This is a genomic window from Phycisphaerales bacterium, assembly GCA_040217175.1.
In the GTDB taxonomy this organism is placed as follows: Bacteria; Planctomycetota; Phycisphaerae; order Phycisphaerales; family UBA1924; genus JAHCJI01.
In genome coordinates this window covers 1,584,103-1,600,714 of record JAVJNT010000002.1, presented here as the reverse complement: position 1 = coordinate 1,600,714, position 16,612 = coordinate 1,584,103, and the positions used below count along the sequence as shown (strand labels likewise).

The window sequence follows — 16,612 nt, the reverse complement described above, 5'->3', positions numbered from 1 at the left end:
CCTCCTCTCGTTCGTCTCTTGCAGGCTAGCGCTTCCCGAGCACCGGCTCGAACCCCAGCCCCCGCCGCAGGTCGACGACCTGGCCGCAGTGCGTGGCGATGTGGAACCCCATCCGCAACGCCAGGTCCGAGACCGTCGTGTGCCCGGCGCCCCAGGGCGTCTGCCGCGCAAGCGCCGCCGCATCGGCCTTTCGCAATTCCGCCGCCAGCCGCTGGTGCGCCCCGTGCATGATCTCGACCGAGCGCGACAGCGTCGGGTAGCGGTCGGGGTCGTCGGTCGGGACCGAACCGAACGACACGCTCTCCGTCGCGACGCGCTGCGCATCGCCCCGTTCGCCCACCACGAACGCGTCGGGCGGCAGTTCGCCCGGCTCGTTCATCCCGAGCACGCGGTCCACGCATCGGTGGGCCGTGAGCGCCAGGTGCCCGAGCGTCCACGCCGCATGGTTGGGCATGGCGGGAGCCTGCCTCGTTCGATTCCCTTCGTCGAAGCCAACGAGGAAGCGCTCGAAGAGCGCCTCGCACTGCAACACGTTGTGGGCCAGGAACTCACCGGGTGCCGGTTGCGTCATGCCTCGATCCTACCTGTTCTCTCGCTTGGCGAACACCACGGCACCGACCGCAAAGGCGCTCGCTCCGATGCCCGCGAGCATTCCCACTGGCAGCAGCATCTCCGAGACGCTGAGCCCACGCCAGAGCCCGCCCTCGATCGCCAGGATGCCCCACTTCACCGGGCTCACGTGCCCGATCTCCCGCAGCCACGGCGGCATGAACGCGAGCGGGATCGCCCCGCCCCCGATCATCGCGAGCACCAGCAGGCACGCCCAGCCGATGCCGCTCGCGGCTGCCTCGGTCCGCGCGATCACCGAGAGCAGCATCATCACGCCCACGAAGCACATCGCCACCGCCAGCACGCCGACCACCAGCGTTCCGGGCGCTACCGGGCGCACGCCGAAGGCGATCCACGCCACCGCCAGCATCGCCGCGCACACGGCCAGCGTCGTCGCCAGGCACGCAACCGCCTTGCCCAGCACGATGTGCCACCGGCCGATGGGCGCCACACGCAGCCGCGTCAGCGTGCCACCGGTCCGCTCGCCCACGAGCGACACGCCGAACACCGCCGCGCAGCCCATGACGCCCCAGAGCATCGCCTGCGGAAAGCTGATCGCAAACGAGCTGACCACCGCCGCGTCGGCGCCCGCCGTAACCTCGACCTCGTCGATGTCGACGATGTTGAAGCCACCGCCCGCATCCTCGCCTCCAACTTCGTCACCACCTTCGCCAATTTCGGCGGGCGACTGCGCGATCGCACCCTCGGCCGCGCTCAGCAACGCTTGGACCGCAAGCCGCTGCGCCGGATCCATGCCTTCGGCCTCCGCCAGCACGGAGCGCGCTTCGCGCACCATCTCCCTCGACCGTTCGGGGTCGAGCATGGCCTCGCCGAATTGCTCGAACACCGCCTGCGTGGCAATGCCAGTGAGCATCGCCCGCGTGCCGCGGCCGCTCGGCCCGCTGCCGACCTCGATGCGCATTGGCGAGCCGCCAAACGGCATGGTCGCCGCCTCGCCGAAGCCCTCGGGAAACACGAAGTACGCCTCGACCGCCCCCGTGCGCACCAGCTCGCGCGCCTCGTCCGCCGTCTCGGCGTCCACTGGCGCAAGCTGGCCGTCCGCGCTTAGCCGGGCGATGACCCCGCGCGAGTCGCCCGAGTCATCGAGATCGACGATGGCCACGTCGAGCGCCTGCGGCCCATCGCCCGCCGCCGACCCACTGAACACCGCCCCAAAGAGGATGCCGAACAGCAGCGGGAATACCAGCGTGAAGAAGAGCGCCACGCGGTCGCGCGACAGCAGCCGGACGTCCTTGGCCGCCAGCACCAGCACGACACGCACGCCCGACGCCACGCCCCTCAATGCCGGTGCTCCCGCCCGGTCAGGCTCAGGAACACGGCCTCGAGATCGGGCTTCTCGATCCGCAGCTCGGCGATCGTCGGTCCTTTCTCGGCGATCAGTCGCGACAACTCGTCCAGCGGCGTGCTCGTCGCGGTGCGCTCCTCGTCCTGCCCGTGGCGACGCACCACCACCATGCTCGGCCCACCGTGCGTCTCGATGAGCTCGCCCACCGTGCCCAGCGCCAGCAGCCGCCCGTGGTCGACGATCGCCACGCGGTCGCACAGCCTCGCGGCCTCTTCCATGTAGTGCGTGCTGAAGAGCACCGTGACGCCCGCGTCCTTGAGCCGGGCAACGATGTCGAAGATGGCGTTGCGAGACTGCGGATCGACGCCCGCCGTCGGCTCGTCGAGCAGCACGAGCTTCGGCTCGCCCACCAGCGCGGCGGCCAGGTTCAGTCGCCGCTTCATGCCGCCCGAAAAGCCCGACACGCGATGGTGGGCCCGGTCCGCCAGCCCGATGCCGTCGAGCAGTTCGCCCGCGCGGCGCTTGGCGTCGTGGCGGCCCAGTCCGTGCAGCCGCGCGAACAACACCAGGTTCTCGCGAGCCGTCATGGCCTCGTACAGCGCGATCTCCTGCGGCGCCACGCCGATGAGCATCCGCATCCGCGGGTCGGCCGGGCTGCCGAGGCCAGTTCCTTCGCCCAGCGTGACCGTTCCGGCGTCGGGGTGCAGCAGGCCGACGGCCATGCCGATCGTCGTCGTCTTGCCCGCGCCATTGGGCCCCAGCAGGCCCATGACCTCCCCGGCGGCAACGTCCAGCGACAGGCCATCCACCGCGGTGACGCGGCCGAAGCGCTTGCGGACGTCGGTGAGGCGGAGCACGGGCCAGTGTACGGGCAGGCCGTACCATCCGCGATGGCATCCGGACAAGCCCCCCACGCCCCCCACTCGACCCCTTGCGTCGTACCAAACCCGCACGGCCCGCCGATCCCCGTCGGCCCCGACCACCCGCTCCTGGTCATCGCCGGGCCGTGCACGCTGGAGTCCAAGGACCTCGGCCTGGCCGTCGGCAGCGCGTTGAAGCAGGCCTGCGACGCGGCGGGCCTTCCGTACGTCTTCAAGGCCAGCTTCGACAAGGCCAACCGCTCGAGCGCCGGCTCGCCGCGCGGCCCGGGCATCGACGAGGGCCTGCGGTGGCTCGCCGACATCGGCGCCGAGCTCGGCTGCCCGGTCACCACAGACGTCCACCTGCCCGAGCAGGCGGCCCCTGTCGCCGAAGTCGCCGGCATCATCCAGATCCCCGCGTTCCTGTGCCGCCAGAGCGACCTGCTCGAAGCGGCCGCCCGCGCCGCGACGCCCAAGGGCGCCGTCGTCAACGTCAAGAAGGGCCAGTTCTTGAGCCCCAGGGAGATGATGGGCCCGATCAAGAAGCTCCACGAGGCCGGCTGCGACAACGCCATGCTCACCGAGCGCGGCACCTTCTTTGGGTACCACCGCCTCGTCAACGACTTCGTCGGCATCGGCGACATGATGGCGCTCGACCGCTCGGCGTTCAGTGGTCTCGGCCCCGCGCCCGTCTGCTTCGACGCCACGCACAGCACGCAGCTTCCCGGCTCGGGCGAGCAGACCGGCGGCCGCCCCGAACGCAGCGGCATGCTCGCGCTGGCCGCCGTCGCCGCGGGCGTGCACGCGCTGTTCATCGAGAGCCACCCCGACCCGGAGCACGCCTGGAGCGACGGCGCCACCCAGCTCACGCCCGACGCCGCCGCCTCGGTCATCGCCCGCTGCGCACGGCTCCGTGTGGCCATGTCGGAAGATTGACGTTGAGATTCGCGGACGCCGCGGTATGCTGGAGCCAGGCACGAGGAGGTCCCCGCCATGCGCACCGCCGCGTCGATCGCAATCCTGGCCGCAACCAGCGCCGCCGTGGCCCAGGGCTCGCCCTACTTCATCGAGATCCGCGTCGATCCGCCGGTGATCGAGCCGGGGGAGACCGCGCTCGTGTCCATGCTCGGCGCGTTCGATCCGGATGCGTACTACGCCATCGGCACGATCCGCAATACGCTGCTCATGAGTGATGGCAGCGAGGGAATGGCGGACTTCGTCGGCTACGGCTGGCGCATCGCCTGCACCCAGCCCTACGTAGCTCCTTCAGGCGTCAAGGGGCCATGCATCGGCCAGTATTCGTCGGCCGGCTCGGGCATCTACGCCGACCCGGCGAACCCCATCCTGTACTTCACCGCCGAGTTTACCGCGAGCGCCCACATGGACCCGGTCGTCGAGCTCACGAGCGCGACCACGCACTTCAGTTGCATCTTCGAACGCAGCTCGCCGTCGAGAGAGAGTCGCTTGGACGACCTGATCGAGGGCAGCGCCACCATCACCATCGTCGCCTGCCGCGCCGACATCAACGAAGACGGCGTGCTCGACATCTTCGACTTCCTCGCCTTCTTCAACGCCTTCGACGCGGGCGAGGCCATCGCCGACTTCGACTTCGACGGCGAGCTGACCGTGTTCGACTTCCTGGCGTTCCAGAACCGGTTCGACGCGGGCTGCTGAGGGGGATCGGGGCCGCGTTGCCCGCAGCGCGTACCGCGATGACCGGACCGAGGACCGCGTTGCCCGGGGCGCGCACCGCGATGCACGGCTCGGGTACCGCGGTGCGCGGGCCAGGTATCGCGGTGCACGGCCCGAGCACCGCGGTAACAGGCCCGTGCACCGCGGTGACAGGCCCGTGTACCGCGTGCGCAAGAGCATGCACCGCGGTGCATGGAGCTGAGTCACCGGGTTCTCGGACTAAAGTCAGGCATTCTTCCGTTCAAACACCGATCAGAGGGCCCGCTCCGCCGCCCGGGCCGGGCCGGGCCCGATCGCCTCTACACTCCGCCCATGACGCCCGCCTCCGCCGCCTGGCTGCCCCTCTGGCTGCACGACCTCGACCCCGTCGCGCTGCGGCTGGGCCCGGCGACCATCTACTGGTACGGCGTCTCCTACGTGCTGGGCTTCGCCCTGGCCTACGTCCTGCTCCGCCTCGCCGCCCGGCGGGGGCTGACGCCCATCCCCGGGGCGGCGATCGGCGACGTCGTGCTCTTCGGCGGCATCGGCGGGGTGATCGGTGGAAGAGTCGGCTACCTGCTGCTGTACCAGCCGTCGCTGCTGGCCGAGTTCTCGGGGAGCTTCCCCTGGTGGGCGGCCCTGAACATCGCGCGCGGGGGCATGGCCAGCCACGGCGGCATGGTCGGCGTGGTGCTCGGGCTCATGCTGCTGGGCCGGCTGCTCCGCAAGCGCGCCGCCAAGGAAGACCTCCCCGAGCTCGCGCGCGTGCCGACGCTGCACCTCGTTGACCTCGCCTGCGCCGCCGCGCCCATCGGCCTGGTGTGCGGGCGGCTGGCCAACTTCGTGAATGGTGAACTGCTTGGCAAGGTCGTCGCCAGCCCGCCGTACGAGGACGGCGGCGCGCTTCCGTGGTGGAGCGTGCAGTTCCCCCAGGAGATCCTCTCGCGCGCGGGCACGGGCGAGGTGAGCGACCGGCAGATGCAGATGGCCGCCGAGGCCGTGGGCATGAGCTACCTCGAGCTGCTCAACCCCGAGGGCATGCAGCGCTTCGAGCTTGCCTACCAGAACATGCTGGCCGACCTGCGCGGTGGTGGGGGCGGCGGCCCGGCCGCCCAGCAGGCGAGCAACTTCATGCAGGGCTTCCTCAACGCCCGCCACCCCAGCCAGCTCTACCAGGCCCTGGCCGAAGGCCCGCTGCTGCTCGTCGCCCTGCTGGTCGTGTGGGCGAAGCCGCGACTCGCCGGCGTCGTGACGGCGTGGCTGATGATCCTCTACGGCCTGGGCCGCATCGCGACGGAGTTCTATCGCCTGCCCGACACGCAGTTCGCCGTCGCACGCCCGCTGGGCCTCAGCCGCGGGCAATGGCTGAGCGTCGCGCTGGTCGTCGGCGGCTTCGGGTTGCTGGGTTTCGTCGTCGCACGCGCGAAGAAGAAGCACAAGCTCGGCGAGTCAGTCCCGCGCTTCGGCGGCTGGCTCGCGCCGGCGTTCGCCGCGACGCCCCAATCGAGCCACGCCCATCGTGGCCGCGCAGCCGACGACGACCAGCCCAAATGACGCGGCGATCTGAACGACCCCAGGCGTGAACGCCCGCGTCGGCCAGTCCTCGCGCTCCACGTCGCCCACGGTCTGCTCGGTCAGCACGACGCCCTTGATCGTGTCGCCCGGCTTCGGCTCGACCGCCTCGCGGAACGGATACAGCCCCGCCGGCGCGCCGATGAGCAGCCCCAGCAGCACCGCCAGCGTCGCCTTTTCATACCGGTGCAGCAGCCAGCGGAGCGCGTTGCTCACCACGACGATGCCGACGAGCACGCCCACGCCGACGGGGATGACGGTTGCCAGCGCCGACACGTCGCCGCGGGCCAGGTCCTTGACCGCCGTCACGACGGCCTCGTACTGGCCGAGCAACAAGAGCAGGTACGCCCCGCTCACGCCCGGCAGCACCATCGCCGCCGCGCCGGCCGCGCCGGCGATGCCGAGCATGAGCCAATTCGACCGGGCCGGCCCGCCCGCGCCCGCCTGGGTCTCCTGCACGAACACGACGGTGAGCATCAAGGCCAGCCCCAGCACCATGAACACGATCAGACGCGGCGTGAGCGGGCGGACCAGCACGTACAGCGACGGCACGCCCCCGATCGTCAGCCCGATGAAGAGCGCATACATCGCCCACCGCGCGTGCTCGAGTCCGGAGGCGACCGGCCGTGCTCCCAGCACGACGGCGGCCCCCGCGCCGACGACGATGATCGCGAGCGTCACGATCGTGGCCATCGAAAGCCGCAGCCGCGTCGCGTCGCTCACGGCGTCGACGAAGCGTCGGTACACCCCCACGGCCACCAGCATCGTGCCCCCGCTGATGCCCGGCACCAGGTTCGCCAGCCCCATGAGCGCCCCGCCCACCAGCAGCCGCAGGGCGGGCAGGCGGGCCGCGGGCGTGTTGCCGTCGTTGGGGGTCGCCGATGAGTCGTCGTTCATGCTGAGCTTCGCGGAGGCCGAGCGCAATCGGGCTCTACCATCGGCCCGACGACGAAGTCGACGATAGGAGGCACGATGGCGATTCTGGTGACCGGGGCGGCGGGGTACATTGGCTCCCACGCGGTGCAGCGACTCCTGAAGGACGGGCAGACCGTCGTCGGGCTGGACAACATGCAGCGCGGCAACCGCGGCGCCGTGCGGGCCCTGGAAGAACTCGGCGGGAAGCAATTCTCGTTCGAGGAAGGCGATACCACCGACCGCAGCCACCTCGAACGCCTGATGATGCACCACCACGTCGACGCGGTGCTGCACTTTGCCGCCCTCAGCCTGGTGGGCGAGAGCGTCATCCGCCCGCTCGAGTACCACCGCAACAACAGCCTCGTGCCCCTTCTGGAAGCGGCGCGCGATGCACGCGTCAAGCGACTGGTCTTCTCCAGCACCTGCGCCGTCTATGGCCAGCCCCCGAGCATGCCCGTCACCGAGGACGCCCCCTTCGCCCCGGTCAGCCCCTACGGCGCCAGCAAGCTGCACGGCGAGCGCGTGCTCGAAGACTTCCTCGAGGCCCGCATGCGGCAGAAGTCGCCGTTCGCCTTCGCCGCCTTGCGGTACTTCAACGTCGCCGGCTGCGACCGCACGGGCGTGCTGGGCGAAGACCACGACCCCCACAGCCACATCATTCCCATCGTGCTCGAGGTCGCCCTGGGCAAGCGCGACTCGATCACCATCTTCGGCGACGACTACGACACGCCCGACGGTACGTGCATCCGCGACTACATCCACGTCGAGGACCTCGTCGACGCGCACGTCCGCGTGCTCGGCGCCCTCGAGGACGGCCAGGCCCGCCGATACAACCTGGGCATCGGCAAGGGCTACTCGGTGAAGGACATCGTCGAGAGCTGCCGCCGCGTGACAGGCCACGCCATCCCCGCCGAGATCGGCCCCCGCCGCCCGGGCGACCCGCCCGCCCTCTACGCCGACCCGGCCAAGGTGCAGCAGGAACTGGGCTGGAAGGCCGAAATCACCGACCTGGACGCCATCATCGAGTCGGCCTGGAAATGGATGAAGGCCAACCCCGAAGGATACGGATCATGAGCCGCCTGCTTGCAGTCCTCGCCATTCTTGCATCCGCTGCCGCAGCGCTGTCGAAGCCAGATCCGGACGTCGCAACCCTCGCGCCATCGTGGCCCGCCCGCGCGTTCGAACAGGAGCTTGGTGCCAAGGGCATCGTCATCCCGCTGGGTGGCGATCCGCGTCGTTACCAGTCGTTCCAGGTCGGCTTCTTCATGGATCGCCCGATCGTGCCCGGTGCAAGGGAGCACGCCGCCGCGTTGCTGGAGCGCGTCGGCGACGCAGCAAGAGGCGTGTCGGCCAGCGACGTCGAGCCCGAGCAGCGTAACGCGCTCGTGTTCGAGATCTCGCCCGCCCAAGCCGCCGCGCAGCCCGAGGGCGGCGTCCACACCATCGCCTTCGTTTCGCTGCGGCCGGACTCGTTCGGACTCGAGCGCACCTGGATGGCCTGCGAGCCCGCCACCACCGAAGAGGTGCGCGGCATCGCGGTCATCATCCCCGGCACTTTCGGCTACCCACCCGAGCTCTACGAGAAGTGGTCGCAGGACCTGCGCAGCCGCGGCTGGAGCGTACTACGCCTGCTCAGCCAGCCGTCGCGCTTCACCGAGCAGATCATGATCAACGTCGCGGCCGGCGATGGCGCCGCGGAAGGCCGCGCCTTCGCCGCCCATGCCGACGACCGCACCGCCGAGTGCGCCTTCGCCATCGAAGCGGGCGTTGCGCACATGATCGCACGCGACGGCCGGCTGGAAGGCACACCGCGCGCCATCCTGGGCTTCAGCGGCGGGGCCATCCTGCTGCCCGCCGTCGTCGCGCGCAATCCCGGGGCCTACGAGACCGCCGTCCTCGTCGCCGGCGGGGCCAACGCCGCGAGCATCAGCATCGACAGCACCTTCATGAAGCAGTTCATCCGATCGGTCTTCTTCGATTTCGAAGACGCAGCCGATCGCGCCGACTTCGAGCACGCCTACCTGCGGCACGCCTCGCTCGACGGCTACCACGCCGCCGCGCAGTTCGACGGCGATACGCGGGTGCTCGTCGTCGACGGCTCCTTCGACAAGGCCGTGCCCTTCGCCAGCAGCACGCTCATGATCGAACGCTTCGAAGACAGCGGGATCACCCCCGTCCGACGCACGTATCCCACCAACCACGTCATGCTCTTCATGTCCTTGAGCGAGATGATCGGCCAGGTCAACGAGTGGGTCGACGGCGGCGAACTCGGCCTGCCGCCGGGGGAGGAAGCGAAGGACTCGCCCTAAGATCCGGCGTCATGGACGCACTGGTCAGCCCATACCACTTCACCACGCGCGAGGCCCCCGTCATGACCGCCGTGCTGCTGGCAGACCAGGTCTATACGCTGCTGCCCTCGCCCCAGGGCGTGAGCCCCACCGCCGCCCGCTCGGCCGCCGACCGCGTGCCCGAGTACCTCGACATGATCCGCAGCTGGCGCTGGAGCCAGCCGCTCTGGGAGGCCGGCGTCGTACTGCCCTCGGTCGACGAGCTCGCCCACCCCGCCGCCGAGATGGCCAGCGCCTGGAAGCGCCTGACGACCGACCCCGCCTGCGCCTCGCTCGGCCCGCTCATGCGGCTCGATCTCTTCGGCGACGAGGACGACTACCTCCAGGCCGTCGCCCGAGACGTGCTACGGGCCGGCCCCGATCCAGGCGTCAGCGTGCCCGTCATGCTGGGCCTCGACCGCTATGCGGCGCGCCACGCGCTGACGGTCGTGCGCCCCGAGCCCAGCAGCGTGGTGCAGAAGGCCGAGCAGCGCCTGAGCAAGCAGCGCGACCGCCTGGCGCTCGTGATGCCCGTGCTCTTGCAGGCCGACGCCGACAGCATCGTCATCGCCCGCGACATGCTCGAGCCCGAGCTCGAGGCCCTGCGCGCCGCGATGGACGCCGTCGTCGAGGGCCTCAACACCACGCCGATGCGCCATCCTGGCCCCGGGCCGGAGCGCGAGGCCTGGTGCACCCGGGCCCGCGAGGCCGCCGCCCGGTACGCGGACGCGTTCGACGAGCACCTGCCCGAGATCGTCGCCTGCCAGGACGAGGACGCGCCCGCCCTCATGCGCGGCCTGGTCAGCATCACCCTGAGCACGCTGCCCGTCGACGTCGTCCTCCACGCCAGCACGATGGCCACCGAACGCCTGGGCACGCGGGCTCGCGGCGCGCGCTCGCCGGGCGAGCTCGCCCCCGTCGACGAGCTCGCCAACGCGAACGTGTCGTCGATGGTCGTCCGCGTGATGAGCAAAGATGCCGCCTGAGACCAGAGAAGCCAACGCACTCGTCCACGAGCACAGCCCCTACCTGCTGCAGCACGCGCACAACCCCGTGCCGTGGATGCCCTGGGGCGACGCCGCCTTCGAAGAAGCCCGCCGCCGCGACGTGCCCATCTTCCTGAGCATCGGCTACGCCACCTGCTACTGGTGCCACGTGATGGAGCGCGAGAGCTTCGAAGACCACGCCGTCGCGCAGGCCATGGCCGAACGCTTCGTGTGCGTCAAGGTCGACCGCGAAGAACGCCCCGACATCGACGAGGCCTACATGGCCGCTACGCAGATCATGACCGGCAGCGGTGGATGGCCCATGAGCGTCTTCCTCGAGCCATCGGCGGGCAAGCCCTTCTGGGCCGGCACCTACTTCCCGCCCCAGCCCATGCACGGCCGCCCGAGCTTCCTCGACGTGCTCCAGGGCGTGTCGCAGGCCTGGCGTGAGCAGCGCGACGAAGTCATGGAGCAGGCCGGCAGGCTCGCCGATGCCGTCAGCGACGGCCTGAGCGCCGCAGCCGGCGAACGCATCGACGTCGGCCCGCAGGCGATCGCCCAGGCCGTGCGCACGCTGCTGACGATGGTCGACCGGACCAACGGTGGCTTCGGCGGCGCGCCCAAGTTTCCCCAGCCGGTGTACCTCGACCTGCTGCTCACCGCGCGCGACGCGGTCGACGACGAGACGCGCCGGGCAACGGACGTCGCGCTCCGCCATGCCCTCGACCGCATGATGGTCGGCGGCATCCACGACCACGCCGGCGGAGGCTTCCACCGATACGCCGTCGACGCGAACTGGACGGTGCCGCATTTCGAGAAGATGCTGTATGACAACGCGCAGCTCCTGACCGCATATGCGAGAGCCTCGCGCACCTTTGACGACGCCGGCTATGCCCACGCCGCCCGACGCATCGTCGGGTGGACCGAGCGCGAGATGCGACTCGAAAGCGGCGGCCTTGCCAGCGCGCTCGATGCCGAGGTCGATGGTCGCGAGGGCCTGAACTACCTCTGGACCGCCGAGCAGGTGCACGCCGCGATTTCCGAGGACGACGCCGAACTGGCCGTCTCCCTTTACGGCCTCGACCGCGGCCCAAACTTCCAGGACCCCCACCATCGCGACGCCCCGCCTGCCAGCGTGCTCCGCCTAGACGACCGCCTCGAAAAGCACGCCAGCGAGCACGATCTCGACGCCGCCGACCTCCGCGAGCGCCTCGACCACATCAACAAATCGCTCCTCGAGGCCCGCGACCAGCGCAAGGCGCCGCTGCGGGACGACAAGTGCCTGGCCGCCTGGAACGCGATGATGCTGCACGCCTACGCCTCGGCGGCCGTCGACTTGCAGGACGCCGCGCTGCTCGAGCACGCCGACCGGACCGCCGCGTTCCTGCGCGAGCACATGGTCGCCAACGACGGCCTTCCGGTCCGGAGCTGGCGCGACGGCGATCGATCCGACGCCGGCTTCCTCGAAGACGCCGCCTGGTGCATCGGCGGGCTTGCCGAGCTCGCCCGCGCCCGCATCGTGCTTGGTATGGGCGATCCGCAAGAGTTGATCGCGCAAGCGGTCGCGATGCTCGAAGCCACGATCGAAACGTTCGGCGACCCCGACCAGCCCGGCGTCCTCTACGACACCCGCGCGGCCGAGTTGTTCGTCCGCGGCCGCAGCACCTACGACGGCGCCACGCCCTGCGCCCACTCCGTGCTGCTCAACGCCCTGGCCACCTTGCACGAGATCGCCCCCGAGAGCGGCGCGTTGGACCACGCGGCCGACATCCTCCGCGCCATCTCGCCCGCGATCGCGGATTCACCCCTCGGCACCGCGAACTCCACCGCCGCCTTGCTCCGCTTCATGCGGCAGGACCACGCCTTCGCCGAGCGCGTCATCGACGCCGAGCTGGAACGCCTCCGCTCCATGCCCGAACCCGTCGACGATTCGTTCACGCCCGTCGAGATCTACGCCAGCGGCGACCGCGTCACGCTCGGCCCCGACCTGCCGGCCCAGTTCCATTTGGTGGTTCGCATCATGCCGGGCTGGCACGTCTACGCCGCCGAACCGGGCAACGCCGACCTGCCGCCCCTGCGGGTGGGCGTCCGCGGCGGCTCGGGCGTGCGTGTGTACGCCGACTATCCCAAGGGCACGCCCTGGTCGCACGACGAGGCCGTGCTCGTGCACGATGGGGAGATCGAGTTCCCCGTCGCGCTCGAGCTCGAGGGCGAGTGGTCGGGCCGCCCCATCCTCGTCGTCAGCTACCAGGCGTGCGACGACCAGCGCTGCCTGCCCATCCGCACCGTCGAGCTCGACGTCGCGATCGACCGCCAGGGCGAGGGCGAACTCGGCGTCGACTAGCGGGCCTTCATCAGCGCCGCCACGCGCTTCTCGGTGGGCGGGTGCGTCGCGAACAGGTCGCTCAGCGTCTTGCCGCCCGTGAGCGGCTCGATGATGAACAGGTTGTTCTGCGCCGGGTTCGGGTTGTGCATCGGGATGCGCTTGGCATACGTCTCGAGCTTGCGCAGCGCTCCGATGAGCCCATCGGGCGAGCCAGCGATTTTTGCGCCATCCGCGTCGGCCACGAATTCGCGCGACCGGCTGATCATCGAGCGAATGATCGCGGCACCCACGGCACCGGCCAGCACGGCCACGATCGCCAGCAGCGGGTTGCCGCCCTGCCGATTCCCGCCGAACAGGAAGAGGCCGTACGCCAGCATGCCCATGAGGCCGCCCACCGTCGCGGCGATGGTGCTGATGAGCGTGTCGCGGTTCTTCACGTGCGCCAACTCGTGGGCCATCACGCCTTCCAACTCATCTCGAGACAGCAACTGCAAGGCGCCCTCGGTCACCGCGACCGCCGCGTGCTTCGGGCTGCGGCCCGTGGCGAACGCGTTGGGCGCCTGGTGCGGGCAGACGTAGACCTTGGGCATCGGCAGGCCCCCTCGCTGCCTCAGCTCATCGACCATCTCGTAGAGCTTCCCGCCCGTGACCTCGCGGCCGCGCATCGACTTGATCGCGATCGTTCCCGAGAAGAAGAACGCCACGAAGTTCATCACGACGGCGATGACGACGGCCGGCAGGATCGCGTTCGGCCCGCCCAGCGCGTAACCCACGCCGATCACCAGGCCCATCAGGGCGCCCAGTAACAAAACGGTCTTGGCGTTGTTCACGAAACCAATCGACATGGCACGCAACTCCTTTGCACGGGACGAACCGAGAATCCTTCCTGCTTGTTCATGCATTCGGCGGGCCGGTAAGGGATTTCTCACTCAGGCCCTGACGCGGCATCCTCGAGGGCCCGCGGGGCATCGACCGGCTTGGCTTGCTCGCCTCCCTGACGCTTGCTCCACGCGTCGGCCGCCATTCTGGCAGCGACCACCAGCAGCGCCAGCGACACCACCAATCGCACGGCTTGCAGTGGTAGCTTGTGCGTGAGCGTCGCCCCCAATCGCGCGCCGAAGAACGCCGTGGGCGAGATGGCCGCGGCGATGATGAGCGCGTCTACGACGCTTCGGCCATGCTCGGGCAGCGTCGCCAGCTTGAGCGACGCCCCCACGATCGCCGTCAGCACCATCACCGCCGAACTCGTGGCGATGGCGTTCTTGATGGGCATCTTGCAGAAGACCTGCAGCATGGGCACCATCAGCACGCCCCCGCCGATGCCCAGCAGCCCGGCGACCATGCCGGTCGCGATGCCGATGACCGTCAGACGAACGGCGTGCACGCCCTTGGCGTCAAGCTCGGGCTCGTCGCTCTTCTTGAAAAAGCGGTAGATCGTCATGAGCGCGTACGCCGCGATGAATCCCGCCAGGATCTTGCGCAGCGTCAGGCCCTCGATCTGGTTCGAGATCAGGACGCCCGCGACGATCGAGATCGCCATCGCCGGCAAGATGACACGCAGGGCGCCGTAGTGGATCGCCTTGGCCTTCTTGTGCCGCAGCGCTGCGGGGAAGCTCACCACCGCGTTGACCACCATGGCCGAGGCCATGAACAGGTGGTGGGCGCTGTCGGGGTCGGGGTCGGCCACGAACAGGGCCAGCGCGGGCAGCATGATCATCGATCCGCCGATGCCCGCGAGCCCGCCCAGCACGCCGGCGAAGGCCCCGATAACCAGGCAGATCACGATCTCGGTAGGGGTCATGCGGGCCAACGGTAGGGAAAAAGGCCCGCCGCGGATGCCCGTGGCTCGCATTCGGGCCGAGCCGGGGCACTTTGCCTTCAGCCGCGGACGCGGAATGCCGACCTCGTCCGAGAACGGGAACTGACCGTTGGCTGACCGGATCGCCGGTGGACCCTATCGTGGGCCAGCACGCGAGCCGGTCGGTCCCCAGGGGGTGGTGCCCCAGGGACCGCAAGTGAAGATCGGGTGGAGCCTCGGGGCGTGGTGGCCCCGTTCGCCCGGTCGGCCGGCAAGCGGAGACCGGTGGTGGTCTTGAAAAACGAAGACATGAACGTGCGCGTCGAGCGCGAGGCGGGGGCCTGCGTGGCCCCGATCCAGGACATGACCGCCCTCGTCGCGCCCTCGCGCGGCCGGCGGCCCTCAGCGGGCTTCCTCTGGCTGGGCGGTGCGGTCCTGACCGTGGCCACGGCCATCATCGCCAAGCAGCTCGGCCCGGTCAGCCCGATGGCCTCGATCACGCCGCCGCAAGCGGCGACGGTGGAGGCTCCGGAGGTGCAAGTCGAAGCCCAGGCGCCGGCCGTCCAGCCCGCCGCGCTCGCGACCCCCGCCTTCGCGTCGCTGGCCGGCGAAGTCGAGCCCGATACCAGCCTGCGCTGGTTCAACGGCCGGCCCGTCCGCCCGGCCCGCACCATCACGATGAAGGTCACGGCCTACTCGGCCGACGCGGCCTCGTGCTATCCCTTCGCCGACGGCCAGACCGCGACGCTGCACTCGGTCGACGCCAACGGCGGGTTCCTTGTCGCCGCCGACACCGACCTGCTGCCCTTCGGCACCATGCTCAGCATCGACGGCTACAACGACGGCAAGGTCGTGCCGGTCCTCGACCGCGGCGGGGCCATCAAGGGCAACCGCCTCGACCTGCTCTTTCCCAGCCACGAGGCGGCCCTCCAGTGGGGCGTCAAGACCCTCGACGTGGTGATCTGGGAGTACGCCGACGGCAAGCCCGCCATCGACCCCCGCAAGCAGCGGTCGTAGGCACGCCAAACGTAGAATGAAAAACGCCCACGGATTCCGCGTGGGCGTCTCGCCTTTACCTCGATGACTTACATCAATCGTTGCCTTGGCGATCCTTGGCGTTGTCCTCGCCCGCTATCGAGCCGCGCATCGAGGTGTCGGCCTGGATGTTCTGCATGCGGTAATAGTCCATCACGCCCAGGTTGCCGCCGCGGAAGGCCTCGGCCATCGCCTTGGGCACCTCCGCCTCGGCCAGCACGACCAGCGCCCGGTTCTTCTGCTCCTCGGCGCGGAACTCCTGCTCGGCCGCCACGGCCATCGCGCGGCGCTTCTCGGCCTCGGCCTGGGCACGCTTCTTGTCGGCCTCGGCCTGGTCGGTCTGCAGGCGGGCGCCGATGTTCTCGCCCACGTCGATGTCGGCGATGTCGATCGAGAGGATTTCGAACGCCGTGCCCGCGTCGAGCCCGCGCTGCATCACCACCTTCGAGATGTTGTCGGGGTTCTCGAGCACGGCCTTGTGGTCCAGGGCCGAGCCGATGGTCGTCACGATGCCCTCGCCCACGCGGGCGATGATCGTCTCTTCGGTCGCACCACCAACGAGGCGGGCCAGGTTGGTCCGCACCGTCACGCGGGCCTTGGCCTTGAGCTGGATGCCGTCCTGGGCGACGGCGTCGATGGTCGGCCGCGGCTGGTTGGGGCCCGGGCAATCGATGACCTTGGGGTTCACGCTGGTGTTCACGGCGTCGAGGATGTCGCGGCCGGCCAGGTCGATCGCCGTCGCCACGCCCCACGGCAGCTCGATCTTCGCGTTGCTCGCAGCGATCATCGCGCTAATCACGTTTGGCACGCGGCCGCCCGCGAGGTAGTGGGTCTCGAGCTCATCGGTCGAGATGTTCAGCTTCGCCTTCACCGCGCGGATGCGGCTGAAGACGATCACGTTCATGTCGACCTTCCGCAGCCACATGCCGATCAGCGCACCGAAGCTGACCTTGGCCTCCGAGACAAACGCCTGGATCCACAGCTTGATGAAGCGGCCGAGGATCGCCACGATGACGATCACGATGATCAGCAGGACGACGCCGATCGCGATCCAGACACCCGGGGGAATACTGCCCATTCCTGACACCTCCTGGAGCCGGCTGGGGCCCTCGTGGCCCGCGCCGACGGATGAGGGCGGACTATAAGCCCATGCCCGGCCGCTGCAAGCGGGGCATCACGAACGCGGGGCCTCCCCTTCGATGTCGCT

15 protein-coding genes are annotated in these 16,612 nt (G+C 69.8%); 8 read left to right on the top strand and 7 right to left on the bottom strand.

Annotation, left to right across the window (positions count from 1 at the left end; translation table 11 throughout):
• Positions 1–25: 25 nt before the first annotated feature.
• From RIA68_14055 to RIA68_14045, 3 genes are read right to left on the bottom strand one after another with little or no spacing between them, the layout of a single operon-like run.
• Positions 26–571, bottom strand: a complete 546-nt coding sequence (locus tag RIA68_14055; protein ID MEQ8318565.1) for a DinB family protein — start codon at positions 569–571, stop codon at positions 26–28.
• Between the two features lie 9 nt (positions 572–580).
• Positions 581–1,903: an ABC transporter permease gene (locus RIA68_14050; protein MEQ8318564.1), complete on the bottom strand. Its 1,323-nt coding sequence runs from the start codon at positions 1,901–1,903 to the stop codon at positions 581–583.
• Positions 1,904–1,908: 5 nt separating this feature from the next.
• Complete coding sequence (locus RIA68_14045) at positions 1,909–2,772, bottom strand: ABC transporter ATP-binding protein (protein ID MEQ8318563.1); 864 nt, start codon at positions 2,770–2,772, stop codon at positions 1,909–1,911.
• 33 nt (positions 2,773–2,805) lie between these two features.
• Here RIA68_14045 and kdsA point away from each other — a divergent pair, with 33 nt between their 5' ends.
• The 3 genes from kdsA (at position 2,806) to lgt (ending at position 6,000) form a co-directional block, all read left to right on the top strand.
• Complete coding sequence (gene kdsA / locus RIA68_14040) at positions 2,806–3,711, top strand: 3-deoxy-8-phosphooctulonate synthase (GenBank protein ID MEQ8318562.1); 906 nt, start codon at positions 2,806–2,808, stop codon at positions 3,709–3,711.
• A 57-nt stretch (positions 3,712–3,768) separates the two neighbouring features.
• Positions 3,769–4,449, top strand: coding sequence for a GC-type dockerin domain-anchored protein (locus RIA68_14035; GenBank protein ID MEQ8318561.1), 681 nt, complete (start codon positions 3,769–3,771; stop codon positions 4,447–4,449).
• Between the two features lie 330 nt (positions 4,450–4,779).
• Positions 4,780–6,000 (top strand): prolipoprotein diacylglyceryl transferase, encoded by a 1,221-nt coding sequence (lgt, locus tag RIA68_14030; protein MEQ8318560.1) that lies wholly within the window; start codon positions 4,780–4,782, stop codon positions 5,998–6,000.
• Here the strand turns inward: lgt and RIA68_14025 are convergent.
• Positions 5,896–6,915 carry a DUF368 domain-containing protein gene (locus RIA68_14025; protein ID MEQ8318559.1) on the bottom strand — a complete coding sequence of 340 codons (1,020 nt, stop codon included), beginning with the start codon at positions 6,913–6,915 and terminating at the stop codon, positions 5,896–5,898. The two genes, lgt and RIA68_14025, sit on opposite strands and share 105 nt — an antisense overlap.
• Before the next feature lie 75 nt (positions 6,916–6,990).
• On the opposite strand from RIA68_14025, the gene galE reads away from it, so the two are divergent.
• The 4 genes from galE to RIA68_14005 are packed head-to-tail and all read left to right on the top strand — an operon-like array spanning position 6,991 to position 12,590.
• Positions 6,991–8,007, top strand: a complete 1,017-nt coding sequence (gene galE, locus RIA68_14020) for a UDP-glucose 4-epimerase GalE (GenBank protein MEQ8318558.1) — start codon at positions 6,991–6,993, stop codon at positions 8,005–8,007.
• Positions 8,004–9,242 carry a prolyl oligopeptidase family serine peptidase gene (locus RIA68_14015; GenBank protein ID MEQ8318557.1) on the top strand — a complete coding sequence of 413 codons (1,239 nt, stop codon included), beginning with the start codon at positions 8,004–8,006 and terminating at the stop codon, positions 9,240–9,242. Before galE ends, RIA68_14015 begins: the two co-directional genes overlap by 4 nt.
• A gap of 11 nt (positions 9,243–9,253) precedes the next feature.
• Positions 9,254–10,246, top strand: a complete 993-nt coding sequence (locus RIA68_14010) for a hypothetical protein (protein MEQ8318556.1) — start codon at positions 9,254–9,256, stop codon at positions 10,244–10,246.
• Positions 10,236–12,590, top strand: a complete 2,355-nt coding sequence (locus tag RIA68_14005) for a DUF255 domain-containing protein (protein ID MEQ8318555.1) — start codon at positions 10,236–10,238, stop codon at positions 12,588–12,590. The genes RIA68_14010 and RIA68_14005 overlap by 11 nt, the downstream gene beginning before the upstream one ends.
• On the opposite strand, the gene RIA68_14000 is transcribed toward RIA68_14005, so the two are convergent.
• The gene (locus RIA68_14000; protein ID MEQ8318554.1) at positions 12,587–13,417 is read right to left on the bottom strand and encodes a M48 family metalloprotease; all 831 of its coding nucleotides are present in this window, start codon (positions 13,415–13,417) and stop codon (positions 12,587–12,589) included. The two genes, RIA68_14005 and RIA68_14000, sit on opposite strands and share 4 nt — an antisense overlap.
• Before the next feature lie 80 nt (positions 13,418–13,497).
• Positions 13,498–14,373, bottom strand: coding sequence for a sulfite exporter TauE/SafE family protein (locus tag RIA68_13995; GenBank protein ID MEQ8318553.1), 876 nt, complete (start codon positions 14,371–14,373; stop codon positions 13,498–13,500).
• A 285-nt stretch (positions 14,374–14,658) separates the two neighbouring features.
• On the opposite strand from RIA68_13995, the gene RIA68_13990 reads away from it, so the two are divergent.
• A complete protein-coding gene (locus RIA68_13990; GenBank protein MEQ8318552.1) occupies positions 14,659–15,387 on the top strand; it encodes a 3D domain-containing protein in 729 nt (242 codons plus the stop codon).
• Between the two features lie 73 nt (positions 15,388–15,460).
• Here the strand turns inward: RIA68_13990 and floA are convergent, their stop codons facing one another.
• Positions 15,461–16,483, bottom strand: a complete 1,023-nt coding sequence (gene floA / locus RIA68_13985) for a flotillin-like protein FloA (protein MEQ8318551.1) — start codon at positions 16,481–16,483, stop codon at positions 15,461–15,463.
• Between the last annotated feature and the right edge of the window lie 129 nt (positions 16,484–16,612).

Bases quoted from the DNA above. Each gene is read 5' to 3' on its own strand.
- RIA68_14005 (MEQ8318555.1), top strand. From the start codon at position 10,236: ATGCCGCCTGAGACCAGAGAAGCCAACGCACTCGTCCACGAGCACAGC.
- RIA68_14055 (MEQ8318565.1), bottom strand. From the start codon at position 571: ATGACGCAACCGGCACCCGGTGAGTTCCTGGCCCACAACGTGTTGCAG.
- galE (MEQ8318558.1), top strand. From the start codon at position 6,991: ATGGCGATTCTGGTGACCGGGGCGGCGGGGTACATTGGCTCCCACGCG.
- RIA68_14000 (MEQ8318554.1), bottom strand. From the start codon at position 13,417: ATGTCGATTGGTTTCGTGAACAACGCCAAGACCGTTTTGTTACTGGGC.
- kdsA (MEQ8318562.1), top strand. From the start codon at position 2,806: ATGGCATCCGGACAAGCCCCCCACGCCCCCCACTCGACCCCTTGCGTC.
- floA (MEQ8318551.1), bottom strand. From the start codon at position 16,483: ATGGGCAGTATTCCCCCGGGTGTCTGGATCGCGATCGGCGTCGTCCTG.
- RIA68_14025 (MEQ8318559.1), bottom strand. From the start codon at position 6,915: ATGAACGACGACTCATCGGCGACCCCCAACGACGGCAACACGCCCGCG.
- RIA68_14035 (MEQ8318561.1), top strand. From the start codon at position 3,769: ATGCGCACCGCCGCGTCGATCGCAATCCTGGCCGCAACCAGCGCCGCC.
- lgt (MEQ8318560.1), top strand. From the start codon at position 4,780: ATGACGCCCGCCTCCGCCGCCTGGCTGCCCCTCTGGCTGCACGACCTC.
- RIA68_14015 (MEQ8318557.1), top strand. From the start codon at position 8,004: ATGAGCCGCCTGCTTGCAGTCCTCGCCATTCTTGCATCCGCTGCCGCA.
- RIA68_14010 (MEQ8318556.1), top strand. From the start codon at position 9,254: ATGGACGCACTGGTCAGCCCATACCACTTCACCACGCGCGAGGCCCCC.
- RIA68_13995 (MEQ8318553.1), bottom strand. From the start codon at position 14,373: ATGACCCCTACCGAGATCGTGATCTGCCTGGTTATCGGGGCCTTCGCC.